Consider the following 24,788-nt stretch of genomic DNA (forward strand, 5'->3'; position numbering starts at 1 on the left):
AGGTTTATGCCAAAAAAAACTTATGCGCTCTGCAAAATCCAGCACATTGTTCAAGTCGAAACCCCTTGATTTACGAGCGTTAGGGCGCTCAAAAGGGCAAAAGGAAGGTTCTACCCACTTATCGATACAGGGCGTAGAAGTGCTGGAGGGGAGGGACGCGAAACGGTTTTTTTGGTGACGTTTTTTTGTCACTTGTTTGATTCAGAACCGTTACGCATCGCTCACTGGATGAGGTTTTGCCGAACAGGATCCCGATGCTTTTGACTGCAAAGGGGTTTATCTCGGATCGACACCTCGCCCACGAGCGACATGCTTGGCGAGACAGTCGCCAGGGCGGCGGCTTGGTATTGACAGGCCGCTGCCCGGTAGACGTTCGCTGGCCATCCGCTTGAACCCTGAGCACGTTCTTCGCAAACAACAGGATGCCGACAACGGTTGGCAGCGGAGGAAGTGCACATGGCTACGCTCATCGGTATCGTCAGTAAGGTCATTGGTCAGGTGTTCGCCCAAGGGAGCGACGGCACCCGGCGTGTGCTGATCGAGGGGGATCGCCTGTATACCGGCGATCAACTGATCACCGGTGCCGAAGGCGCGGTGGCGGTGCATCTGCAAAATGGCCAGGAACTGACGCTCGGGCGTGGCAGCAGTCTGCAAATGAATCCTCAGTTGCTCGCTGATCACGCGCCTCACGTGGACACCACTGAGGCGGCCACGCCGACTCAGGCGCAATTGACCGATGTCGAGCAACTGCAAAAAGCCATCGCCGCCGGTGATGACCCGACCCAAACCGCTGAAGCGACGGCCGCAGGCCCTGGCACACCGGGTGCCCCCGGCGGTGCATTGGGCGGCGGCCACAGTTTTGTGCTGCTGGAGGAAGTGGCCGGGCGGGTCGATCCGACCATCGGTTTTCCCACCGCAGGCTTCAACGGCATTCCCGAAATGCCTCTGGAACGTCTGGCCGGCGATCCGGACAATGGCGGCAACGGGCCCGCTGCGGCGATTGTTGCAGACACCCCGGATCGTCCGGACGTTCCTGACACTCCGGACAACCCTGTCACCCTCAACGGCCTCGACGTAGAAGGCGGCGAGCTGACCGTCTACGAGAAAAACCTCACCTACGGCACCGACCCGGACGCTCCCGTCCTGACCCAGACTGGCACCTTCTCCGTCACCGCTCTGGACGGTTTGCAAACCCTCACCGTGGGCGGCATCGCCGTGGTCACCGCGGGTGTCGCGGCAGGCTTTCCGCAATCGAGCGAGACCGATACCGGGGCGATTTTCACCATCACCGGTTACAACCCGGCGACCGGCGTGGTCAGTTACAGCTACACGCTGCGTTACGACAGCGATCACCCGAATGGCAGCGGAGCCAACAGCATCTCCGAACACTTCGACGTGGTGGCCAAGGACACCGACGGCAGCACCGCGACCGGGCAAATCAACGTCAACATCGTCGATGACACGCCCGACGCCAACCCCGATGCGACCTCGGTGGCGGAGGGCGGCGTGGTCAGTGGCAACGTGTTGTGGAACGACGTCGCGGGTGCCGACGGTCCCTTGCTTGGCGGTGGCGTGGTCGGCGTGCGTGCCGGTTCCGATACCTCGACCCCGGTCAGCGGCGGACTGAATCAGCAGATCAACGGCACCTACGGTTACCTGACCCTGGACGCCCAGGGCAACGCCGAATACCACAGCTACCCGAACAGCGTGAACGGCCCGGGCGCGACCGACGTGTTCACCTACACCCTGCGCGATAACGACGGTGATGAAAGCACCACGACCATCACCATCGACGTCAACAACAGCTGCATCAAAGCGGTCAGCGACAACGACGTGACCGTCTACGAGAAAGCGTTGGACCTGAGCCAGGACGGCCAGGACCTGGCGCCCGGCACCGTCATCGGCAGCCAGCCGGGCCACACAGGCGAAACTGCCTCTGGCACCTTGGTCGGCTCGGTCAGCGGCGCGGCGGGCGCGATCACTTATGCACTGGTCGGCAGTGACCAGGGGGCATACGGCCAAATCCTGCTCAACCCCAACGGCACCTACACCTACACCCTGACCTCGCCGGCGAGCACCACGCCGCACGCGGACAACGGCGCCAACACCCTGAGCGAAACCTTCACCTATCAGGCCACCGATTCGCTGGGCAACACCGTCACCAGCACCATCGTGGTGAACATCGTCGATGACGTGCCGAAAGCGGTCGATGACAGCAACGCGACGACTGCCACGCCCACACACCTGACCCTCGAAGGCAACGTCCTGAGCAACGACGTGCAAGGCGCGGACCGCGTGCCGACCGGGCCGGACAGCGGACCGATTACCGCCGGCACGTTCAACGGGACTTACGGCACGTTGGTGCTGAACGCCGACGGCACGTACACCTACACGCTGAACACCAGCGATGCCGATTTCAAAGCCTTGCACGGCGATGGCAACGGCACCGAAACCTTCCAGTACACGCTCACCGATGCCGACGGCGACACCAGCACCGCCAACCTGGTCTTGCAGATCCATAACAGCCCGGTGACCCTCAACGGCCTCGACGCGTGTGGCGGCGAGCTGACCGTCTACGAGAAAAACCTCACCTACGGCACCGACCCGGACGCGCCGGCGCTGACCCAGACCGGCACCTTCACCGTCACCGCTCTGGACGGTTTGCAAACCCTCACCGTGGGCGGCATCGCCGTGGTCACCGCGGGTGTCGCGGCAGGCTTCCCGCAATCGAGCGAGACCGATACCGGGGCGATTTTCACCATCACCGGTTACAACCCGGCGACCGGCGTGGTCAGTTACAGCTACACGCTGCGTTACGACAGCGACCACCCGAATGGCAGCGGAGCGAACAGCATCTCCGAACACTTCGACGTGGTGGCCAAGGACACCGACGGCAGCACCGCGACCGGGCAAATCAACGTCAACATCGTCGATGACACGCCCGACGCCAACCCCGATGCAACCTCGGTGGCGGAGGGTGGCGTGGTCAGTGGCAACGTGTTGTGGAACGACGTCGCGGGTGCCGACGGTCCCTTGCTTGGCGGTGGCGTGGTCGGCGTGCGCGCCGGTTCCGATACCTCGACCCCGGTCAGCGGCGGACTGAATCAGCAGATCAACGGCACCTACGGTTACCTGACCCTCGACGCCCAGGGCAACGCCGAATACCACAGTAACCCCAACGGCGTGAACGGCCCGGGCGCGACTGACACCTTCACCTACACCCTGCGTGATAACGACGGTGACGAAAGCACCACGACCATCACCATCGACGTCAACAACAGCTGCATCAGAGCAACCGTAGACAATGACGTGACCGTCTACGAAAAAGCCCTCGACCTGAACCAGGACGGCCAGGATCTGGCGGCTGGCACCGTCACCGGCAGCGAGCCGGGCCACACCGGCGAAACCGCCTCGGGCACGCTGGTCGGCTCGGTCATTGGTGCGGTGGGCGCGACGACCTACACGCTGGTCGGCAGCGCCACCGGAACCTACGGGCAAATCCTGCTCAACCCCAACGGCACCTACACCTACACCCTGACCTCGCCGGCCAGCACCACGCCAAACGCGAACAACGGCGCGAACTCGCTGAGCGAAAGCTTCACCTACAAAGCCACCGATTCTCTGGGCAATTCCAGCATCAGCACGATCAAGGTCAACATCGTCGATGACGTGCCAAAAGCGGTCGCCTCGGAGCGTTCGGTGTCCGCGGTGGAGATCGATACCAACCTTCTGCTGGTCATCGACGTGTCCGGCAGCATGAAAGACGGTTCCGGAGTGGATGGGTTGTCGCGACTGGATCTGGCCAAGCAGGCGATCGGCGCTTTGCTCAACAAGTACGACGACCTCGGCGACGTCAAAGTGCAGATCGTCACTTTCAGCAGCGATGCCACTGACAAGACCTCGGTCTGGGTCGATGTGGCAACGGCCAAGTCGATCATTTCCGGACTGACAGCGGGGGGCAATACCAACTACGACGCGGCGGTGGCGGTGGCGCAAACGGCATTCGACACCAACGGCAAACTCACTGGCGCGCAGAACGTCGGCTACTTCTTCTCTGACGGCAAACCCAACGAAGGGGACATTGGCAAAACTGATGAGGCGAACTGGAAAGCGTTCCTTGAAGAGAATCACATCAAGAACTTTGCGGTAGGCCTCGGCGACGGCGTTGGCCATACCAACCTCGATCCGCTGGCCTATGACGGCACTGCCGGTCTCGGCAATGGCACCAATACCAACGCCGTCATCGTCAACGATCTCAACCAGCTCAATCCGGTACTGTCGGGCACCGTGGTCGGTGCGCCGGTTACCGGTTCGCTGTTGGGCGAGGGCGGTACGTTTGGCGCCGATGGCGGCTTCATCAAAGCCATTATGGTCGACGGCACCACGTACACCTACGACCCCAAAGGCAACAGCAACCAGGGGTCGCTGAATTACAGCGGCGGCGCCAACCACGGCACTTTCGACACGGTCAACAACACCCTGAGCATCGCCACCGACGGCAAAGGCACGCTCGTGGTGAATCTCGACACAGGCGAATACACCTACACCTCGCAAAAAACCACGTCGGTGGTGATCACCGAAAACATTGGCTACACCGTCAGCGACAACGACGGCGACCTGGCCAGCTCGACGCTGGTGGTCAAGGTGGTTCCGAATGCGCCACCGGTGGCGGTCGATGATCACGTCATCACCAACGTGCTGTCGGGCAGTATCGTGGTGCCCGGCGAGTTGTTGCTGGCCAACGACACCGACCCCAACGGCGATCCGCTCACCGCTTCGCCAACGACTTTCAATACCGGCTGGATTGCCAAAGGCGCGGACTTCACCGGCAGCAACCAGAACTACAGTTTCACCGGCAGTAACGCTCAATCGGCGACCATCGCCCGCAGCGCATTCGTTGCCAACACGGCGGCCATGACTGCGGTACTGGTGGTCAGTGGGGCGTTGGGCGAAGTCAAAAACAACAACACCAATGATGAGGACCGCATCAACGTCACTCTCAAACAGGGTGAAACCCTCAACCTCGACCACAACCTGGCGGCCGGGCACGTCGCCATGGAGTACTCGGTCAACGGTGGGGCGTTCATTGCCATCGGCGATGGCCAGACCATCACCGCCGCGTCGGACGACACCTACCAGATTCACATCACCAACATCGACAACGGGGGGTGGGGCAATAGCGGCAAGGACGCGGAAAACTACAAACTGACCCTGACCGTCGATTATTCCGGCGCTCACACCCCCGCCCCCTCGGACTACCACGGCGCCTACACCGCCAACGACCACCATGGCGGCAGCGACAGCGCAGCGGTGACCATCAGCTATCAGGACGGTCACACCCTCACCGGCACAACGGGCGATGACGTGCTGGTGGCGGGCACCGGCGACAACGTGATCAACGCCGGCGACGGCAACGATGTACTCACCGCCGGTGCAGGCAACAACGAGCTGCACGGCGGCGCGGGCAATGACGTGCTCTACAGCGGACCGGGTAACGACCTGCTCGACGGCGGCAATGGCATCGACACCGCGAGCTACGCCCATGCCACCGCCGGGGTCAAGGTCGACCTGAGCCTGCTCGGCGCGCAAAACACCCTGGGCGCCGGCACTGATACTCTGACGGCCATCGAAAACCTCACCGGTTCCAATTTCGACGATAAGCTCACCGGCGATAGCCACAACAACATCATCACCGGTGGCCTCGGCAACGACGTGCTCAATGGTGGCGGCGGCGATGACTTGCTCATCGGCGGCCTCGGCAACAACACCCTCACCGGCGGTGCTGGCGAAGACACCTTCCAGTGGCTCAAAGGCAACAGCGGCCACGACGTGGTCACCGACTTCACGCCGGGCACCGACAAACTCGACCTGTCGCAACTGCTGCAAGGCGAGAACGGCACGGCGGCGTCGCTGGATGACTACCTGCATTTCAAAGTCACTGGCAGTGGCGATTCTCTGGTCACCAGCATCGACGTCAGCGGCATGGCCGGCGCTGCGCCGAACCAGACTATCGATCTGGCCGGTGTGAACCTGGCCAGCCATTACGGGGTGACGCCGGGGGCGGGAGGGGTGATTGCCGGCGGCGCGGATACGGCGACCATTATCAACGGGATGTTGAATGACCATTCATTGAAGGTGGACACCGTGTGATCTGAAACCTTAAACAAAAAAAACCGCCATCCCTGTGTAAAGGATGGCGGGTTTTTTGTTATGAGCCAAAGCTCAGGATCGATGCAGGGTTTTCTGTTTGAGGATGTAAATCGTCACCAGCACGGCACTGGTCAGCATGAATCCGCGTGCCCACGGCAAAGGCACCAGGTAGCAAGACAACAGAATGCTGACCCACATCAGACCAATGGCGTAGACCTTGCCCTTGAGCGGAATACCGTTGCCGTCGAGGTAGTCGCGAATCCACGGACCCAGCCGGGGGTGCTCCACCAGCCAGTTGTAAAAGCGCGGCGAGCTGCGGGCGAAGCAGGCGGCCGCCAGCAGCAGGAAAGGTGTGGTGGGCAATACTGGCAGGAAAATCCCGATCACCCCCAGCGCCACGCTCAGCCAGCCGATGGCCAGCAGCACGTAACGCAACATCAGGGAGCGGTTGCCTATGGGGTTGTCCATAGGCAAAACCTTAGTGGTGACGTGGCTTGAGGATCGCCGGTTTTTCGTCTGGCGCGTTGCACAGCAGGTACAACGCTGTCAGGGCTTCCGGGATCTGCACGATCATGTCGTCCATCAGGTTGGCGTCGGCTGCGATGTCGGAGAACTCGGGCTGCTCGTCGAACAGACCCGAACCGACCATGATCGGCAGCAGCATTTCACTGACTTCATCTTCGGCGGTTTCGAACCAGGCCGCTTCGCGCAGGAATACGCCTTCCATGAAACCGATGCACCAGCCACGCAGGTCGGAATCGTCCGGATCGTCGCCAAGGTCCAGATCGCACGGCAGCTCGAACTCCTCATCGGACGCCAGTTGGCGGGCGATATGAGCCTTGAGGGCCAGCAGTGTGGATTCGATCGCTTCACGCTCGGTGTCATCGGCGTAATGCGGCTCTTCGGCGAAGAGGGCGTCGATCCACTCACGGTCAGGAACGGGTTCGGAACAGATCGATAGCGCGGTGAGGTAGCCGTGGGCGGCCACGTAGTCCAGCGCCTCGTCATGCAGTTCATCGGCGTCGAGGAAAACTTGCAGGCGGGTTAGTTGCTCAGCGAAGGACATTAAAGGGCTACCTTGGGAATTAACAGATGCGGGAATTCTAGGCCTTCTTGAGCACTCAGGCCAGCCGCGCGGCATATTTGCCCCCCTTGACCTCTCGGAACACCGCTCCCACAGGTTCTGCGCCATATTGGATTTTGTGCGTCTTCTCAGCGGCGCCCTTTGGAAGGGAGGCCTCGGGTATACTCCCGCGTTTTGTGATGCCCTGCTGCGTCGCGGCTCAAATGTGAAGCGTCATGCAATGCGCACTTACGATTTGTCGGTGCAGACTGCGTGGTTCTGAACCAGCCTTGCAGGGATGTTTCGGTGATTTTTGGAGTTTTTATGCTCGAACAGGCTCAACGCGTCCTCAAGGACATCTTCGGCTACGACAGTTTCCGTGGCCGTCAGGGTGCAATCATTGAGCGCGTGGCCAGTGGCGGCGACGCCCTGGTGCTGATGCCTACCGGTGGCGGCAAATCCCTGTGCTTCCAGGTGCCGGCGCTGTTGCGCGAAGGGCTGGCGGTGGTGGTGTCGCCGCTGATCGCGCTGATGGACGACCAGGTCGCGACCCTCGAAGAACTGGGCGTCGCTGCCGCTGCGTTGAACTCCACGCTGAGCGCCGAACAGCAGCGCGATCTCGCCGCACGGATCAAGCGCGGCGAAGTGAAGATGCTCTATCTCGCGCCGGAACGTCTGGTCCAGCCACGCATGCTGGCCTTCCTGCAAAGCCTTGAAATTGCCCTGTTCGCCATCGACGAAGCCCACTGCGTGTCCCAATGGGGCCACGACTTCCGCCGTGAGTACCTGCAACTGGGCCAGTTGGCGGAACTGTTTCCCAATGTTCCGCGCATTGCCCTGACCGCGACGGCGGACAAGCGTACTCGCGAAGAAATCGTCGATCGTTTGCACTTGCAGGATGCCGAGCGCTTCCTCTCCAGTTTCGACCGCCCTAATATTTTTTATCGCATCGTGCCCAAGGAGCAGCCACGCAAGCAGTTGTTGGCGTTCCTCGCGGAACGGCGTAGCGATGCCGGCATCGTCTATTGCCTGTCGCGCAAGAAAGTCGACGAAGTGGCGGTGTTCCTCAGCGAGCAGGGGTTCCCGGCACTGCCGTACCACGCCGGGCTGGCCAACGAAACCCGAGCCCACCACCAGAAGCGCTTCCTCAACGAGGAAGGCCTGATCATGGTCGCCACCGTGGCATTCGGCATGGGCATCGATAAACCCAACGTGCGCTTCGTCGCTCACCTCGATCTGCCGAAATCCCTTGAAGCTTACTACCAAGAAACCGGTCGCGGCGGTCGTGACGGCCTGCCGGCGGACGCCTGGATGGCCTACGGCCTTCAAGACGTGGTGATGCTCAAGCAGATGCTGCAGAACTCCGAAGGTGACGAGCGCCACAAGCGTCTGGAACAGCACAAGCTCGACGCGATGCTCTCGCTCTGCGAAGAAACCCGCTGCCGTCGTCAAACGCTGCTGGCGTACTTCGACGAAGACATGCCTGAGCCGTGCGGCCATTGCGACAACTGCGTTGATGGCGTGCAAACCTGGGACGCTACCGAGCCGGCCCGTCAGGCGCTCTCGGCGATTTATCGCACCGGCCAGCGTTACGGCGTCGGGCATTTGGTGGATGTGTTGCTGGGCAAGGACAACGAAAAAGTCCGTAGCTTCGGTCATCAGCATCTGTCGGTATACGGTGTCGGCAAAGCGATGGGGGAGAGCGAGTGGCGCTCCCTGTTCCGGCAACTGGTAGCCCGTGGTCTGGCCGACATCGATCTCGAAGGCTATGGCGGCCTGCGTCTGAGTGACACTTGCCGGCCGCTGCTCAAGGGCGAAGTGACCCTGGAATTGCGCCGCGACCTCAAACCGCAAACCACCGCGAAAAGCAGCAAGAGCCAGGCAAGCCAACTGGTTCGCGGCGAAGAGCGCGAACAGTGGGAAGCCTTGCGCGCCCTGCGCCGCAAGCTCGCCGAAGAACATGGGGTGCCGCCGTATGTCATCTTCCCCGACTCGACCTTGCTGGAAATGCTCCGCAGCCAGCCGACCTCGCTGTCGGAAATGGCCACGGTCAGCGGCGTCGGTGCGCGCAAACTGGAGCGTTACGGCGAGGCCTTCCTCGAAGTCCTTGGAGGTCAGGTCGAGGCGCCAAAAGTGGTGGCCGACGTGCGCCATGAATTAATCACGCTCGCGCGGGCCGGCATGACACCGCTGCAAATCGCCGGTCAGCTGCAATGTTCGGAAAAGAATGTCTACACCATGCTCGCCGAGGCTATTGGCAAGCAGCAGTTGTCACTGGAACAGGCGCTGGATCTGCCCGAAGACTTGATGGGGGAAGTGCAGGACGCGTTCCTCGACGGCGAGGGTGAATTACCGCCCGTGGCGGAGATTGCTGCGCTGTTCGCCGGTCGTGTGCCGGAAGGAGTTTTGTATTGCGTACGTGCCGCGTTGCAATCGGAATTCGAGGTCTGAAGCTCAAATCCTGAAACGGTTGTATTGATGTAACGATTCAGTACAGAGCAAGCCTTGCCTCTAGCCAAGGGCCATGCTTAGCTGACTAATAATTAGTTTTTCTCTATTTCAGTCTAACCATGAGTGTTTTATGCCGTTAACCGATCAACACCGCTTTGGCATGCAACTGGCGCAGATGTCGCGCGGCTGGCGTGCCGAACTGGACCGTCGTCTCGCCGGACTGGGTTTGTCTCAGGCGCGCTGGCTGGTACTGCTGCACCTCGCTCGTTTCGACGACGCACCGACCCAACGTGAACTGGCGCAAAGCGTCGGCGTCGAAGGGCCTACCCTGGCACGGTTGCTCGACAGCCTGGAAAGCCAGGGCCTGGTTCAGCGCCAGGCAGTACTGGAAGACCGCCGGGCGAAAAAAATCGTCCTCTGTGCACCGGCCCGTCCCCTGATCGAACAAATTGAAACCATTGCCACACAACTGCGCCACGAGCTGTTCGATGGTGTCGATGAGGCGGATTTGAAGGTCTGCATGCGGGTTCATGGGCACATTCTGGCCAACCTGGAAAAATCTTGAGGCATAAGCAGGCGCCGGCTTTTTGAGATACCCCGTTGGGCAGACTATAAAGAACTACTAGGCAATATCGTGTTCGTACCGGATGTGCGAACACGCACTGGTTGGTCTGGTTATTTAAGGGATGCTCATGCTCGAGAGTTGGCACGTTGTATTGCGGTGTTGCGCCAGGCTGCTGCTGGCCGGTGGGGCTGTCACCTACTCGGCATTGGCGCCAGCGCTGGGCCTGGGGGAGATCACCCTGCATTCGGCGCTCAATCAACCGTTGCGTGCCGACATCGCGCTGGTGGATGCCGCCGGTCTTGAGGAGGGCGAGCTGTCCGTCAGCCTGGCGACGGCAGACGAGTTCAGCCGTGCGGGTGTCGAGCGGGTATTCTTTCTCAATGATCTGAAATTCACGCCGATCCTGCGGGGTAACCGCAGCCTGATCCGGGTGAGCTCCAACAAAGCGGTCAACGAACCCTTCCTGAATTTTCTGGTGCAGCTTAATCAGCCGAACGGTCGTGTGCTGCGCGAGTACACCGTACTGATCGATCCTCCGGGAGCGCCCGGGGTTGTTCCGGTCACTGACGAACCGTCCGCCAGCTCACCGAACTCTCCATTCCCGAGCGTTACACCTGCCGCTGCGCCTCGACCCGCGACGAAAAAAGCGGCCCAGCCGAAAGTTGAGCCACCGGCCGCTGTACCGGTGATTGATCCCGGCGCAGAACAACTGGCCGCCAGCGTGCTGCAAAATCAGCAATTGCAAAAAACCGCCGATGAGTTGAATGCAAAGCTGCAGGCTCAGGACGAACAGATCGCCGGTCAGAAAAAACAGATTACCGAACTGCAAACCCGTTTGGCGGAGGTTCAACAAGCGCCGCCGGTCACGCCGCAAACAGTGGTGCCCGCCCCTGTCGCGGTGCAAGAGCCCGAGGCATTCAACTGGCCGCTGATTATCGGGTTGCTGGCGCTGCTGGCGTTGCTGTTGTCGGGGTTGTTTGTTCGTCGGCAACGACAGCAGGTTCAGGCAGTGCCCGAAGATTCCCCGGTTTTACCGTTGCAACATGAGCCCGTGCTTGATCGAGCCGCAGCGCCGACTGTGAAGGTCGCTCCCGTCCATCACGAAGAGACGCCGTCTGGCGATGTGCTGGAGGGCGTAGGCATCTACTTGGCGTATGGCCGTTTTTCCGAAGCAGCGGCATTGTTGCGAGAAGCCTTGGCCAAGGAACCACAGCGCACGGATCTGGCGGTGCAACTGCTGGAAGTCCTCGGTAAACAGGGGGATGTGTCAGCCTATGACGCACAGGAAAGCAGTCTGCGAGACGCAGGGTTCGACCCTCAATCACTTCAGGATATTCGTGCCCGCTTTCCCAAATTGAACAGTGTGGCGCCTGCAGTGGCTGCGCCGGTTACCCATCCGATGACATCCGAGGGTGCGTCCGCTGATGAATTTCAGTTGAATCTGGATGACCTGTCGATGGATTCCAATTGGGACCTGGTCAGCCCCTTCGACCCTGCTAAACCTTTGGACGAACCTCTCAAGCCGGCAGAACCGGCGTTCACCTCGAACCTGCACGTTTTGCCCGATGTGTACGAGATGCCTGAAGAGCCGACGCTCGACGAGTCCGAGCTGGAATGGGGCGCCGAACCTGATTCACAGGCGCTGGACGATGATTTTCTTAACGCATTCAGCGAGGCCGGCGAGTTACTGGAGCTTGAGCCATTGGGTCAGGAGCACGCTGGGCTGAACAGCGCCGGCAAGCTCGAACAGGCCCAGACCTGCATCGATGACGGCGATCTCGACAGCGCGATAGAACTGCTCAACGAGTTGCTCAAGGACGGTGATGAGCCACTCAAACAGACTGCTCGGACTTTGTTGGCCGGTATCCGCTGACGCTCTATCATGGCGCTGCCCCTTGGCTCAGGAGTTTCGCCCGTCATGACCGCGCATAAACCGGAAATCGTCATCACTTATTGCACGCAATGCCAATGGCTGTTGCGTGCAGCCTGGTTGGCGCAAGAACTGCTCAGTACCTTTGGCGACGATTTGGGCAAGGTGTCGCTGGTGCCTGGCACCGGTGGGATTTTTCATATTGTCTGTGACGATGTGCAGATCTGGGAGCGCAAGGCGGACGGCGGTTTCCCTGAGGCCAAGGTGCTCAAGCAGCGGGTCCGCGATCAGATTGATCCGGACCGCGACCTCGGGCACAACGACCGCATTCAGTGAGACGCCGCTTCGACCGCCACGGTCTTCTTGCTTGAACCGCCAGAGAGCCTGCTGGACACAACAATTGCGACGATGATCAACACGCCGCCGATCAGCATGCGCAGCGTCGGGTTTTCATCGAACAGCAGCCAGGCCATGGTGATGCCATACACCGGCTCCAGGGCGAACACCACCGCAGCGGTCCGCGCCTTGATCACCGCGAGGCTGGCGACGAACAGACTGTGAGCGACGCCGGTGCAGAATATTCCCAGCAGGCCGATCCACAGCCAATCGATGGTGCGTACTTCGCTCAGTTGCGGTGCCGCCACCGGTAGCAAACACAGCGCGACCACCACGTTCTGACACAACGCAGCCTGCACCGGCGGAATTCGCCCGGAACTGGCGCGGTTGGTCAGTGACAGCAAAGCGAACAGCAGACCGGAACCTATCGCCCACAACAGGCCGGTAGTGGCGCCGCTGGCCAGATCGAAGTCAGGCGTGACCAGCACCAGCCCGATACTCACCAGCACCACCAGCAGGATTTCATTGGCGCGAATGCGCTCGCGGAAAATCAACCCTTCCAGGATCACGGTGAACGCGGGGAAACTGGCGAAACCGAGGGTTGCGATCGCCACGCCCGCCACTTTTACCGCAATGAAGAAACTCACCCAGTGCCCGGCCAGCAGCAAACCGCTGAGCAGCAATCGGCGCCAGTCCACGGCGTCGAGTTTTTGCCAGCGGGTGTGGCTGGCAAACCGCGCGAAAATGGCCAGGGCGAGCACGGCAAAGGCTGCACGACCGAAGACGATAACGGCGGGGGAGGCGGCGGCCAGTTTGCCGAACACACCGGTCAGGCCAAACATCAATGCGCCGATATGCAGTGCGCCCAGGGCGGTACGGGGAGTCATTGCGATCCTTAATAAACACAACCGACAGAGGTGCAGTCTAGAGCGCTGGCGGCACGCCTGTCTGTCGCCAGACTCGCATCATTTGTCGCCAGCCTCGCGCCGCAATTTGCCGGGCGAGACGCCGAACTCCCGCAACACTGCCGCTGAAAATGCACTTTGAGAGCTGTAGCCGACCCGGCTGGCAATTTCGCCTATGGGCAACGTCGAATCGCGCAACATGGCCACGGCCCTGTGCAAACGACGACTGCGAATGTAGTCCATCGGCGTCTGCCCGCATTCAGCGACAAACCGCGCATGCAGCCGAGCGCTGGACAGCCCGGCAATGCGCGCCAGATCGGCCACCTGCAGCGGGTAGGCCGCGTATTGATCGATGTGCGAATTCAATGCGGCGTACGGCAGACGCCGGCCGCCCGGCACTCCGGTTTTGGCGTTGTTGAGGCTGGCCAGCAACAGCACCGCGCCTTGTTGGGCGATCAGCGGGTCGCTGACCTGACTGCCCGCCAGCCAACTGACCAATTGGCTTTGCCCGGCATCCAGCGGCAGGCGCCCGGCGTTGTCGAGCAAGCGACGGCTGGCATCGGCGTGCTCGCCAAGGGATTGCGCCACCCATTGATCGCTCGGTACGTCCAGCACCAGGCAGCGGCTGCCATTGGGGCTGCCGCACGCATGATGGAACCCGGACGGGACCACGACGAAACTCTGCTGAACCACCTGACTGCCATGCCCGTCGACCTCGAAATCCAGCGCGCCCGAGAGCCCGAACACCAGTTGCGCGTGGTCGTGACTGTGGACGATCAGGTCGTGAGTGTATTGGCGCAGCGTGAGGATCGGTCTCATCGCAGGTCTCCCGATTAAGGCCGCCAGTCTACACCGCGAGGGCTCACGTGCGCTGTCACAGGACTGACTTGTGACTGTCATGGGCAATTAACCCGACCGGCGCAAGCTTGCAAAAACAATCGCAGAGGGTTGCCCATGACCAGCGCCGAGCTCGCCAAACCCAGTCGTAAGCAACGTGTGCGGACCTTGTGGATTTCCGATGTGCATCTGGGCACCCGGGATTGCCAGGCCGAGCACTTGTCGCAGTTCCTCAAGGGCTACCACGCGGACAAGATCTACCTGGTCGGCGACATCATCGATGGCTGGAAACTGCGTGGCGGCATGTACTGGCCTCAGGCCCACACCAACGTCATCCGTCGCCTGTTGACCATGAGCAAGCGCGGCACTGAGGTGATTTATGTCACGGGCAATCACGACGAATTCCTGCGCCGTTACTCGAAGCTGATTCTGGGCAATATTCAATTGGTGGATGAAGCGGTGCACGTGACCGCCGACGGCCGTCATTTGCTGGTGATCCACGGCGATCAGTTCGACGTGATCACCCGCTATCACCGCTGGCTGGCCTTTCTCGGCGACTCGGCCTATGAATTCACCCTGACCCTCAACCGCTGGCTCAACCATTGGCGCGCCCGGTATGGCTACGGCTACTGGTCCTTGTCGGCGTACCTCAAGCACAAAGTGAAAACCGCAGTCAGTTTCATCAGCGATTTTGAAGAAGCCATCGCCCACGAATGCGTCAAACGCGAATTGCATGGCGTGGTGTGCGGGCACATTCACCATGCCGAGATTCGCAAGGTCGGCGGGGTGGATTACCTCAATTGCGGGGATTGGGTGGAATCGTGCACGGCGCTGATCGAGCATTGGGATGGTTCGATCGAGTTGTACCGGTTGGCGGATGCCCAGGCGCGGGAGGCGGAGTTGAAAGCCGTTAAAATCGCGGAGCCGGCTTGAAAGTCAGCGTGTCGGCGCTGGCCTGATCGCGGGCAAGCCCGCTCCCACAGGATTCTCGGGCGTTCACAGATTTTGGGTTCACCCCAATTACTGTGGGAGCGGGCTTGCCCGCGATGAGGTCAGACCAGACACCCCTGATTCATCAGGCCGGCGCGTGCGCCTCCATCGCCGCTGTGTAAATTGAATGCTTGGGATGAGCAAACAACCGCTCCATCATCGGCTCAAAGAAGCTCAGCGGTAACGTCTCGTAAGCCGGATCAAACGCTGCCGCATCATACTTCGCGCAAAATTCGATGGTCGCCTGATACTGCGGATGCCCACTGAATTGCTCGCGTAAATGCCGGTCCATCCCCAAGTGATGGAAAAAGTAGTAACCCTGGAAAATCCCGTGTTTCTCCACCATCCACAGATTCTCGGCGCTGACGAACGGCTTGAGGATCGCCGCCGCGATGTCCGGGTGGTTGTAGGAGCCCAACGTGTCACCGATGTCGTGAAGCAGGGCGCACACCACGTACTCTTCGTCGCGGCCATCGCGCCAGGCGCGGCTGGCGGTTTGCAGGGAGTGGGTCAGACGATCCACCGGGAAACCGCCAAAATCACCCTCCAACAGTTTCAGGTGCGCCACAATCCGTGTCGGTAATTGTCTTGCGTAGGCACTGAAGTCAGCGGCGATGATCGCCCAGTCTTCTTGCGTGCCGTCCTGCATGTGGGTGAAACGGGCGTTGGCATTCATCGGCTAGTCTCTCTTTTTGTTGGCTGCGCCTAGAAAGGCACGCGACCCAGAATCATGTCGCGGTACATCACGAAATCGCCGAGCAGGCTGTAGAACGGATGTTGAAAGGTGGCAGGACGATTCTTTTCAAAAAAGAAATGCCCGACCCAGGCGAAGCTGTAGCCTGCCAGCGGTAAGGCCAGCAGCCATAGCCAGGCCCCTTTGCCAATGGTCAGGGCCAGAATGAAAATCACCAGTGTCGTGCCGATAAAGTGCAATCGTCGGCAGGTACTGTTGCTGTGCTCACTGAGGTAATACGGGTAAAACTCAGTGAAGCTGTTGAAACGCTTGATGTTTTCCACGACTGCGATCTCTGTGGTTATTGTTCTGACTGCAAGTTGTTCTGCGGGTAGCTTATTTGAGTCTAGAGTGATCATTGGCATCAGCCAGTGACATTGGGCGCCACTTTAGTATCCTTCGGAAATTGGCCGTAGCATGCGGCTCACCATGTAAGTAAACGCCATGAGCGAACGAACGACTTCTGCAAGCTGGGCGATGGGGATTGTCAAAGCACTGGAGATGGACGGCCTGGATTGCCGGGTTCTGTTCAAGCAGCTGGGGCTCGACTACGCGTCACTGGACGATCCTGATGCGCGCTTCCCGCAAGATTCCATGACACGACTGTGGCAGCGCGCGGTCGAGCTGTCCGGCAACCCGGCAATTGGCCTGAACATGGGCAAGGTGGTGCGACCGGCGTCCTTCCATGTGGCCGGGTATGCCTTGATGTCCAGTCAGACCCTGGCCGAAGGCTTTCAGCGGCTGGTGCGTTATCAGCGGATCATCGCCGAAAGTGCTGACCTGAGTTTTCGCCTGCTGGATGAGGGGTATGCACTGATTCTGACGGTCCACGGCGACCACCTGCCGCCGACCCGACAAAGTGCCGAAGCGTCACTGGCCTGTGCGCTGGCGCTGTGCGGCTGGCTGACCGGGCGCACCCTGCAACCGCGCAAGGTGCTGGTTCAGGGCGAACAGCCCGCCGATCTCGAACCGTACAAACAAGCCTTCCATGCCCCGCTGGTGTTCAACGCGCCTTATGACGCACTGATTTTCGAGCGCGCCGACATGGAAGCACCGCTGCCGACCGCCAACGAGGCCATGGCGCTGCTGCATGACCGTTTTGCCGGGGAATACCTGGCGCGGTTTTCCGAAAGCCGCGTGACCCACAAGGCGCGTCAGGTGTTGTGCCGTTTACTGCCCCAGGGCGAGCCCAAGCGCGATACCGTGGCGCAGACGCTGCATTTGTCGCAACGGACGTTGCAGCGGCGCTTGCAGGAAGAGGGCACGAGTTTTCAGACGCTGCTCGATGACACCCGACGCGAGTTGGCCGAGCAGTATCTGGCGCAACCGAGCATGACCCTGCTGGAAATTGCCTACCTGTTGGGGTTCGCTGATCCAAGTAACTTCTTCCGTGCCTTCCGACGCTGGTTCGATGCCACACCCGGCGAATACCGGGCGCGGCTGATGGAGGCGCCGAACGAGGTCAGTGACGCCAGAACGCCGGAATACACAGAACAAACACCGTAATGATCTCCAGTCGGCCGAGCAGCATGCCGAACGACAGAATCCACTTGGCGGCGTCCGGCAGGGTGGCGAAGTTGCCCGCCGGGCCGATGGTTTCGCCCAGCCCCGGACCGACGCCGGACACGGTACTGGCTGCCCCCGTCAGCGCCGTCATCCAGTCCACACCGAGCAGCGACAGCAACAGTGCGATCACGCAGATGGTGATGGCGAAGAAGAACGAAAAGGTCAGGATCGAACGCACGATCTCTTCGTCGAGGCGGTGACCGTTGTACTTCTGCTTGATCACCGCGCGCGGGTGAATCAACTGGTTAAGGTTGGCCTTGAGCAGAATGTAGGCGACCTGGAAACGAAAAATCTTGATCCCCCCTGCGGTCGATCCCGAGCAACCGCCGACGAAACCCAGATAAAAGAACAGCATCAGCGAGAAATTACCCCACAGGCTGTAGTCCCCGAGTGCGAAACCGGTGGTCGTCACCACCGACGTCACGTTCAGCGCCACATGCCGCAACGCTTCCAGCCAATGCAGCTGGGTGGTCCACCAGTACCAGGTGCCCAGCACCAGCCACGTCACCAGCAGCATGCCGAGCAAGCCTTGCACTTGCTGATCCTTGATCAGCGCCCGGCGGTTACCGCGCAAGGTCGCCACGTACAGGGTGAACGGCAGGCTGCCGAGAATCATGATCACGATCGCTACCCAGTGCACCGCCGGTTGCGTCCACTTGGCCAGTGACTGATCGGAGGTGGAGAAACCGCCGGTGGAAATCGCCGACATCGCGTGGTTGATCGCATCGAACGGACTCATCCCGGCCCACCAGAACGCCAGGCTGCCGAAAATGGTGATGCCGACGTAGGCCGCTACGATCAAACGCGCCACCATGTGCGAACGGGGCATGACTTTTTCGGAACGGTCCGACGACTCGGTCTGAAACAGCCGCATGCCGCCGATGCGCAGCAGTGGCAAAATCGCGACGGCCATGCCGATAAAGCCGATGCCGCCGATCCAGTGCAGCAATGAGCGCCACATCAGGATGCCGGGGGACATGTCATCGAGATGATTGAGTACCGTTGAGCCGGTGGCGGTGATGCCGGACATGCTTTCGAAGAATGAGTCGGTGTAGCTGATGTGCTGGGTCAACAGGAATGGCAGCGCCGCAAATATGCACACCACCAGCCAGCTACTGACGGTCAACAGGTACATGTCCCGCGGGCGCAGGTGCACGTGCTCGGGGCGACCTGGGATCACCAGCGCCAGACCGGCGACAAAGGTGATCATGCTGGCCCAGAGGAACGACGGCAGGTCGCCGGTGCGTTCGAAAATCACCAGTGTGGCCATGGGCACGACCATGGCGATAGCCAGCGTGATCAGGAAGAGGCCGATGATGAAACCAATGAGACGTAAGGTCGGCAACGCCATGAAGTCCGCTCGGGCTGAAAGTAGGAAGGGCGCCATTCTACCCGTGGGGCAGGGCATGTAAACCGGCATCCCCGTGGCACTTGCAGCTAGAATAGCCAGACATTTTTTTCAGGAGGTGGCCGATGCAGGCTCTCGACGCTTTGCTCAACCGTGTTTCCGTTCCACGACTGGTCGACCCGGCCCCCACCGCCGAGCAGCGCGAAGTGCTGTTCAACGCCGCAATGCGTGCGCCGGACCACGGCCACTTGCAGCCTTGGCGCTTCCTGACAGTCGAAGGCGCAGCGCGTGAGCAGATGGGTGAGTTGCTGGCCGAAGCCGCGAAACTGCAAGACAGCGACGTGTCCGAAGCGGCGCTGGACAAGGCGCGCAATGGTCCGCTGCGTGCACCGCTGGTGGTCGTGGTGATCGCGCGGTTGCAGGATCACGTCAAATACCCGAAGGCCGAACAGTTGCTGGCGGCGGGTTGTGCGGCGCACGGGATTTTGCTGGCGGCGTATGCGCAAGGGATTGGCGCAGTGTGGCGCACCGGTGATCTGGCGTATTCGGCACATGTGGCCCAAGGGTTGGGTTTGGCTGAAGGGGAAGAGGTGATTGCGTTCCTGTACCTGGGCACGCCACAGAAAGAACCGCGGGTGGCGGAGAAAGTCGATCTCGCCGAATTCGTCAGCGCCTGGTCCGGTAAGTCCTGACACCGCCGCTCCCACAGGGGGTCACGGTTGGACCACGGCTCCGGGCACCAAGGGTAACTCCAGGCTGGCGATGAACCCGCCATCCGGATGATTGGCCAGCACCAGACTCCCGCCATGCCGCTCCGCCGCCCTGCGTGCAATGGCCAATCCCAAACCGTGCCCGGCCGCCGTCTGCCCCGGCGCCCGATAAAACGGCTCCCCCAACTGACTCAAATGCTCGGCATCCACGCCGGGCCCATGGTCGCGCACACTCACCACAATCCGCTCACCCTGACGCACCGCCTGCATTTCAATCGATTGCCCTACCGGGTTGAAGCGCTGGGCGTTGCGCAGCAAGTTGTCCAGGGCACGCTCGATCATGGTCGGCCAGCCTTTGAGATTCAGCTGCGGTTCTGCGTCAAGGCGAACGTTCTGCTCCGGTGAACCCAGTTGTGCATCCTTTTGCAGGGTGTTGAGCAGCGCATTCAGATCAACGTCTTCCGCGCTGGCGTTGTCGGCATCGACCCGCGCCAGTACCAGGATTTCGCTGATCAGCGCTTCCAGTCGGTCGCATTCGCGGGTCAGGCGCGGCCAGAGTTTTTCCCGTTCCTCAGGGTTGGCCCGTTCGGCCAGTGCCAGCGCTATGCGTAGCCGGGCGAGAGGGGAGCGCAACTCGTGGGACACATCGCGCAACAATTGGCGCTGACTGCCGATCAAACTTTGCAGGCGTGAGCCCATGCGGTTGAAATCGTTGGCGAGCACGCCGAACTCATCGCGACGGTTGGCCAGTTTCACCAGGCTGTTCTGTTGATAGGTGGTTTGCCCAAGATCGTGCACCGCGCCGCGCAGGCGGCTTAGTGGTCGGGTGATGGACAAGGTCACGAACAGGCTGAACAGGGTCAGCACCACCAGCGCGATCCCCAGTGCACTCAGTGGCCAGAGCAGGCTTTCGCGGTGCCATGAGTCCAGCTCGGGGTGCGGAATGCGGTAGATCAGCAGGTAGGTGTCGCCGGTTTTGGCGCTGGTGTATTCATCGGTCAGACGGCGCCACGGCAGGCGCCGGTCATCGTTGTTCTGTCGAGCTTCGAAGGCCGCCGCGCGGCGAGGGAAGGTGCCGCGGACGACCGGATCACCGCTCTCGTTGAGCACCTGAACGTCGATGTGATATTGGCGTTTGCGCTGTTCCAGAATGTCCTGGGCGGCTTCTTCGCCTTGTGCTTCGTAGGTTTGCGTCCACTGTTCGGCCAGGGTGTTGAGGCCCGGGTGACGGCTGAGAATCCACGCGTCCTGGTTGAGCATGTGCCCGAGCAGAATGGACAACCCTGCCACCAGAGCGATAGCCAGCCAGAAGCTGGCCAGGATACGCCAGAACAATGAGCGCACAGAAAATCCTCAAGCTGACAGAATTCCATGTGGGAGCGAGCCTGCTCGCGAAAGCGGTATATCAGACGACATCATGCTGTCTGACACACCGCTGTCGCCAGCAGGCTCGCTCCCACATTAAATTGAGTGGTATCGGACCCAACGGTGTTCAGCCGTTGGGTCCGGGGTTAGCGCATTATTGCGCTTTTTGCGGTTGTTGCGCTTTCCACGCCTTGAACTCAGCCCATTCTGCGCGGCGCTCAGCCTGTTTCTTCTCGATCTCGTCGAATTTCTTCTGTTGATCCGGTTTCAGCACGGCGCGCACGTCGGCCTGGGCTTTCTGATGTTTGGCGGCCATTTCGTCTTTCAGGGCTTTCTGGTCCGCTGGCGAGAGTTTTTCCAGGTACTTGTCGACCAGTTGCTTACGATCATGCATCTGCTCGCCCATGATCTTGCGGATCTGCTCGCGCTGTTCGCGGCTCAAATCCAGTTGGCTGTACGGGCCGCCTTTACCGTGCTCGTGCATCTGACCGCCGTGGCGCGGGCCGTCCATCGGACCACCCATCGGGCCGGCGCCTTCAGGCATGGCCATGGCAACGGTTGGCAGGGCGGCAGCGAACATCAGAGCGATAAGAGTCTTGCGCATGGTGAATCTCCTTGTCTCGTTCCCGGTACGTTCCGGATGAGTACAGATTACGGAGATCAAGGTCAGCGGCGGTCAGCGGAGCGTAAAGCTTGGGTAAAGACGGTTTTGCACCTTCCTGACAAACTCTGCCTGAAGCAGCACCTGACCGGGAGCCGGCTTGCTGGCGATGCAGGCGACGCGGTATGTCAGATACACCGTTATCGCTGGCAAGCCAGCGCCTACAGGGGGCAGAGGATTTCAGAGGCTGTAGTAGTAGCCGCGGCTGCGCAGGGCGACGATGCGCGGGCGGCCGTCGGGGTGGGGGCCGATTTTTTTGCGCAGGTTGCTGACGTGCATGTCCAGGCTGCGGTCGTACAAGGTCAGCTTGCGGCCGAGGGCGATCTGCGCCAGTTCCTGTTTGTCCAGCGGCTCGCCCGGCTGCTTGAGCAGTGCTTCGAGCAGGCGACTTTCAGAGACAGTGAGGGTGAATTCCTGTTCATCGATGTTGACGACGCCGCGCACCGGGCTGAAACAAAGGTCGCCCAGTTCGAGCTGGCTGGACACCGCCGCCGGATGACTGCGGCGTAAGACAGCGCGCAGGCGCGCGGTCAGTTCCCGTGGATCGCAGGGTTTGGCCAAGTAATCGTCGGCGCCGAGTTCCAGGCCAAGGATGCGGTCCAGGGGCTCGCCGCGGGCCGAGAGCATCAACACCGGCAAGTCCGGGTGATCACTGCGCAATTGCTTGAGCAGCTCCAGGCCGCTGCCGTCCGGCAGCATTACATCCAGCACCACGGCCGCCGGGGATGTTTCGGCGAGCGCGCGGCGAGCACTCTGGCCGTCGTGGCAAGCGCGGACCTGAAAGCCTTCCTGGCTCAGCCAACTGATCAGCAGCTCACACAGCTCCTGATCGTCATCAATTAATAACAGCTCGCTCATGACTCACTCAATTTAGCCATTGTCGACGTTTTCGACCTGCACCACTGGCGAAGATACCGCAGAGCAGGGCCAATAGCGCTACTCCCGCACCGATCACGAACCATTGCTGCTGGTCTGTGAGAAAACGCGGCAGCGGACTGCTGGCCTGGGCTTCCTTGAGTTGCAGCTTCAGACGCTGGTTCTCCTGGCGCAACCGGCTCAGCTGAGCGCTTTCGCGTTCGGCATCGACACTTTGCAGTTGTTTGCTCAGTTCTTCTCGTTGCTGTTCGCTCGCCTTCAAGCGTTGCTGCAACTCGCTGATCTGGCTCCCGGCGCTCAAGGACAGAGGCGTCGAATTCCCACCGGCGGCACTTTCTTCACCGTGGGCGGGCGCCACGATCGACAACGTGACCAACATCAGACACAACGGACCTTTGCGCATCGGAGCTCCTGAATCCAATCGATTATTGGGCAGGTTGTCGGCAGGCAAACGAGAATAATGAGCGATTGAGAGCGCGATGAACCGAGAAGGTTCATCGCACGGGAGGGGTTTACGGAAGGACTTGCTTGAACGGCTTGACCGAAACGTTGGCGTAGACACCTGCGGCGATGTACGGATCGGCATCGGCCCAGGCCTGGGCGGCGCTCAGGGAATCGAATTCGGCGACGATCAGGCTACCGGTGAAACCCGCAGCGCCCGGATCATTGCTGTCGACCGCGGGGTGGGGGCCGGCCAATACGATACGACCTTCACCTTTGAGCACTTGCAGGCGCTCAAGGTGCGCAGGCCGTGCGGCCAGGCGGGCTTCCAGGGAGTTGGCGACGTCTGTGGCAATGATTGCGTAAAGCATGTCAGTCCTCGGTTTTTGGCGTGGTGGTATCGGCGTCGTGCAGGTGGCGGGACAGGTAGATACCCTGAGCGACCAGGAACAACAGCGTCATGCCCAGGCTTCCGAAGACCTTGAAGTCGACCCAGTAGTCCTGAAACGTGAACGCGACGAACAGGTTGGCGGCACCGCAAAACAGGAAGAATGCTATCCAGGCAATGTTCAGGCGAGTCCAGACCGCGTCCGGCAGGGTCAATGCGTGGCCCATGATGCGTTTGATCAGCAGTTGATCACCGATGAAGTGGCTGCCGATGAACGCCAGGGCAAACAGCCAGTTGACCACCGGGGCTTTCCATTTCAGGAAGGTCTCGCTGTGGAACGCCAACGTCAGGCTACCGAAGACCAGGCAGGCGATGAGCGTCAGCCACTGGCTTTTTTCCAGCTTGCGCTGCTTGATGAAGAGCGTGCCGTACACCACCAGGGAGCTGATGATCAGCATCGCGGTGGCGCTGTAAATACCGCCTACAGTCACTGGATGACCGGCGATGTCGACGACCCGTGGATCGATTTTGAAGACGATGAAAAACAGCAGGAGCGGGATGAAATCGATGAATTGTTTCACAGTGGCAGCCAGAAGCAGGATGTGGCGGCATAATAACAAACATATGGGCGCGCGATAGCGCCAGCTGATTTGAGGTTACACATCCCTGTGAATGTTGATTTGCACTGCCATAGCACGGCCTCCGATGGCGCCCTGGCGCCTGCGGTTCTGGTTGCGCGTGCGTTCGAGAAAGGCGTGCAAGTCCTGGCCTTGACCGATCACGACACCCTTGAAGGCCTCGATGAGGCCCGTAGCGCCGCAACGGCGCTGGGGATGCAATTGGTCAATGGCGTCGAGTTATCCTGCACCTGGGGCGGCGCGACCATTCATGTGCTGGGGTACGGATTTGATGTCAATGCAGCACCGTTGGTCGAAGCCATCGCCAAATTGCACGATGGCCGCTGGCTACGGTCCGAAGAAATAAGCCGCAAGCTGGCGTTGAAGGGCATGCCGGGCGCGCTGGAAGGCGCCCGGGCGATTCAGCAGGAACTCGGCGACAGCGGTAACGCACCGGCCCGCCCGCACTTCGCCGACTGGATGGTGCGCGAAGGTTTCGTCAAGGATCGCGCCGAAGCGTTCCGCAAATGGCTGGGCGCCGGCAAGCTGGGGGACGTCAAGCAACACTGGCCGACCCTGGAAGAAACCGTCGAAACCCTGCGCGCGGCGAAAGCCTGGGTGAGCCTGGCACATCCCTGGCACTACGATTTCACTCGCAGCAAGCGCCGCCGCCTGATTTCTGACTATATTCAAGCTGGGGGCCACGCTATCGAAGTGGTCAATGGCCATCAGCCCGCCGAGCAAGTGGGCAGTCTGGCGATTCTCGCCCGCGAGTTCGGTCTGCTGGTCAGCGCCGGCAGTGATTTTCATGGCCCTGGAGGCTGGTCCGAGATCGGTGAATACCGCCCGCTCCCGGAGGATCTGCCACCACTGTGGTGTCGATTCAAACATGACCCAATTATTGCCGCCGTCTGAA

Annotated in this window: 22 protein-coding genes; 9 read left to right on the forward strand and 13 right to left on the reverse strand. The window is 60.7% G+C overall.

Going from position 1 to position 24,788, the window contains the following annotated elements:
* Window positions 1–456 precede the first annotated feature (456 nt).
* The gene (locus F8N43_RS11545; protein ID WP_150653798.1) at window positions 457–6,150 is read left to right on the forward strand and encodes a retention module-containing protein; all 5,694 of its coding nucleotides are present in this window, start codon (window positions 457–459) and stop codon (window positions 6,148–6,150) included.
* A 72-nt stretch (window positions 6,151–6,222) separates the two neighbouring features.
* Here F8N43_RS11545 and F8N43_RS11550 read toward each other — a convergent pair whose 3' ends face one another.
* Both F8N43_RS11550 and F8N43_RS11555 read right to left on the reverse strand, forming a co-directional pair.
* Complete coding sequence (locus F8N43_RS11550; protein ID WP_150630293.1) at window positions 6,223–6,618, reverse strand: YbaN family protein; 396 nt, start codon at window positions 6,616–6,618, stop codon at window positions 6,223–6,225.
* A 10-nt stretch (window positions 6,619–6,628) separates the two neighbouring features.
* Complete coding sequence (locus F8N43_RS11555; protein WP_150653799.1) at window positions 6,629–7,216, reverse strand: YecA family protein; 588 nt, start codon at window positions 7,214–7,216, stop codon at window positions 6,629–6,631.
* 321 nt (window positions 7,217–7,537) lie between these two features.
* Here F8N43_RS11555 and recQ point away from each other — a divergent pair, with 321 nt between their 5' ends.
* The 4 genes from recQ to F8N43_RS11575 all read left to right on the forward strand — a co-directional run bounded on the left by recQ (window position 7,538) and on the right by F8N43_RS11575 (window position 12,435).
* Window positions 7,538–9,664, forward strand: a complete 2,127-nt coding sequence (gene recQ / locus F8N43_RS11560; RefSeq protein WP_150630291.1) for a DNA helicase RecQ — start codon at window positions 7,538–7,540, stop codon at window positions 9,662–9,664.
* Window positions 9,665–9,794: 130 nt separating this feature from the next.
* The gene (locus tag F8N43_RS11565; RefSeq protein WP_150630290.1) at window positions 9,795–10,229 is read left to right on the forward strand and encodes a MarR family transcriptional regulator; all 435 of its coding nucleotides are present in this window, start codon (window positions 9,795–9,797) and stop codon (window positions 10,227–10,229) included.
* Between the two features lie 127 nt (window positions 10,230–10,356).
* Window positions 10,357–12,102, forward strand: coding sequence for a FimV family protein (locus F8N43_RS11570; protein WP_150653800.1), 1,746 nt, complete (start codon window positions 10,357–10,359; stop codon window positions 12,100–12,102).
* A gap of 45 nt (window positions 12,103–12,147) precedes the next feature.
* Window positions 12,148–12,435 (forward strand): SelT/SelW/SelH family protein, encoded by a 288-nt coding sequence (locus F8N43_RS11575; protein ID WP_150630288.1) that lies wholly within the window; start codon window positions 12,148–12,150, stop codon window positions 12,433–12,435.
* Here F8N43_RS11575 and F8N43_RS11580 read toward each other — a convergent pair.
* Both F8N43_RS11580 and F8N43_RS11585 read right to left on the reverse strand, forming a co-directional pair.
* Window positions 12,429–13,322 (reverse strand): DMT family transporter, encoded by an 894-nt coding sequence (locus F8N43_RS11580; RefSeq protein WP_150653801.1) that lies wholly within the window; start codon window positions 13,320–13,322, stop codon window positions 12,429–12,431. The two genes, F8N43_RS11575 and F8N43_RS11580, sit on opposite strands and share 7 nt — an antisense overlap.
* Before the next feature lie 78 nt (window positions 13,323–13,400).
* Complete coding sequence (locus F8N43_RS11585; RefSeq protein ID WP_150630286.1) at window positions 13,401–14,159, reverse strand: helix-turn-helix transcriptional regulator; 759 nt, start codon at window positions 14,157–14,159, stop codon at window positions 13,401–13,403.
* A 135-nt stretch (window positions 14,160–14,294) separates the two neighbouring features.
* On the opposite strand from F8N43_RS11585, the gene F8N43_RS11590 reads away from it, so the two are divergent.
* Window positions 14,295–15,110, forward strand: coding sequence for a UDP-2,3-diacylglucosamine diphosphatase (locus F8N43_RS11590; RefSeq protein ID WP_150630285.1), 816 nt, complete (start codon window positions 14,295–14,297; stop codon window positions 15,108–15,110).
* 142 nt (window positions 15,111–15,252) lie between these two features.
* Here the strand turns inward: F8N43_RS11590 and F8N43_RS11595 are convergent, their stop codons facing one another.
* Together F8N43_RS11595 and F8N43_RS11600 are read right to left on the reverse strand one after the other, a co-directional pair.
* Window positions 15,253–15,843 (reverse strand): HD domain-containing protein, encoded by a 591-nt coding sequence (locus tag F8N43_RS11595; RefSeq protein WP_150630284.1) that lies wholly within the window; start codon window positions 15,841–15,843, stop codon window positions 15,253–15,255.
* Window positions 15,844–15,872: 29 nt separating this feature from the next.
* On the reverse strand, window positions 15,873–16,184 hold the full coding sequence (locus F8N43_RS11600) for a DUF962 domain-containing protein (RefSeq protein WP_150630283.1): 312 nt from the start codon (window positions 16,182–16,184) through the stop codon (window positions 15,873–15,875).
* Window positions 16,185–16,344: 160 nt separating this feature from the next.
* On the opposite strand from F8N43_RS11600, the gene F8N43_RS11605 reads away from it, so the two are divergent.
* Entirely contained in the window at window positions 16,345–17,406 is a 1,062-nt protein-coding gene (locus F8N43_RS11605; protein ID WP_224787820.1) for an AraC family transcriptional regulator, read from the forward strand.
* Here the strand turns inward: F8N43_RS11605 and F8N43_RS11610 are convergent.
* Window positions 17,363–18,817, reverse strand: coding sequence for a TrkH family potassium uptake protein (locus tag F8N43_RS11610; protein WP_150630282.1), 1,455 nt, complete (start codon window positions 18,815–18,817; stop codon window positions 17,363–17,365). The genes F8N43_RS11605 and F8N43_RS11610 overlap by 44 nt on opposite strands.
* A gap of 122 nt (window positions 18,818–18,939) precedes the next feature.
* Between F8N43_RS11610 and F8N43_RS11615 the strand changes: the two genes are divergently transcribed.
* Entirely contained in the window at window positions 18,940–19,506 is a 567-nt protein-coding gene (locus F8N43_RS11615; protein ID WP_150653802.1) for an NAD(P)H nitroreductase, read from the forward strand.
* 21 nt (window positions 19,507–19,527) lie between these two features.
* Here F8N43_RS11615 and F8N43_RS11620 read toward each other — a convergent pair whose 3' ends face one another.
* The 6 genes from F8N43_RS11620 to F8N43_RS11645 form a co-directional block, all read right to left on the reverse strand.
* Window positions 19,528–20,868: a sensor histidine kinase gene (locus F8N43_RS11620; protein ID WP_150653803.1), complete on the reverse strand. Its 1,341-nt coding sequence runs from the start codon at window positions 20,866–20,868 to the stop codon at window positions 19,528–19,530.
* A 175-nt stretch (window positions 20,869–21,043) separates the two neighbouring features.
* Window positions 21,044–21,493: a Spy/CpxP family protein refolding chaperone gene (locus F8N43_RS11625; protein ID WP_150637655.1), complete on the reverse strand. Its 450-nt coding sequence runs from the start codon at window positions 21,491–21,493 to the stop codon at window positions 21,044–21,046.
* Window positions 21,494–21,730: 237 nt separating this feature from the next.
* Window positions 21,731–22,408, reverse strand: a complete 678-nt coding sequence (locus tag F8N43_RS11630) for a response regulator transcription factor (protein WP_150653804.1) — start codon at window positions 22,406–22,408, stop codon at window positions 21,731–21,733.
* A gap of 7 nt (window positions 22,409–22,415) precedes the next feature.
* On the reverse strand, window positions 22,416–22,829 hold the full coding sequence (locus tag F8N43_RS11635) for a translation initiation factor 2 (protein WP_150630278.1): 414 nt from the start codon (window positions 22,827–22,829) through the stop codon (window positions 22,416–22,418).
* Window positions 22,830–22,938: 109 nt separating this feature from the next.
* Window positions 22,939–23,238 (reverse strand): YciI family protein, encoded by a 300-nt coding sequence (locus tag F8N43_RS11640; protein WP_008156126.1) that lies wholly within the window; start codon window positions 23,236–23,238, stop codon window positions 22,939–22,941.
* A 1-nt stretch (window position 23,239) separates the two neighbouring features.
* On the reverse strand, window positions 23,240–23,836 hold the full coding sequence (locus tag F8N43_RS11645) for a septation protein A (RefSeq protein WP_150630277.1): 597 nt from the start codon (window positions 23,834–23,836) through the stop codon (window positions 23,240–23,242).
* 87 nt (window positions 23,837–23,923) lie between these two features.
* Here F8N43_RS11645 and F8N43_RS11650 point away from each other — a divergent pair, with 87 nt between their 5' ends.
* Window positions 23,924–24,787 carry a PHP domain-containing protein gene (locus F8N43_RS11650; RefSeq protein WP_150630276.1) on the forward strand — a complete coding sequence of 288 codons (864 nt, stop codon included), beginning with the start codon at window positions 23,924–23,926 and terminating at the stop codon, window positions 24,785–24,787.
* Window position 24,788 lies beyond the last annotated feature (1 nt).

It is taken from the genome of Pseudomonas fluorescens (genome assembly GCF_902498065.1).
In the GTDB taxonomy this organism is placed as follows: domain Bacteria; phylum Pseudomonadota; class Gammaproteobacteria; order Pseudomonadales; family Pseudomonadaceae; genus Aquipseudomonas; species Aquipseudomonas fluorescens_BJ.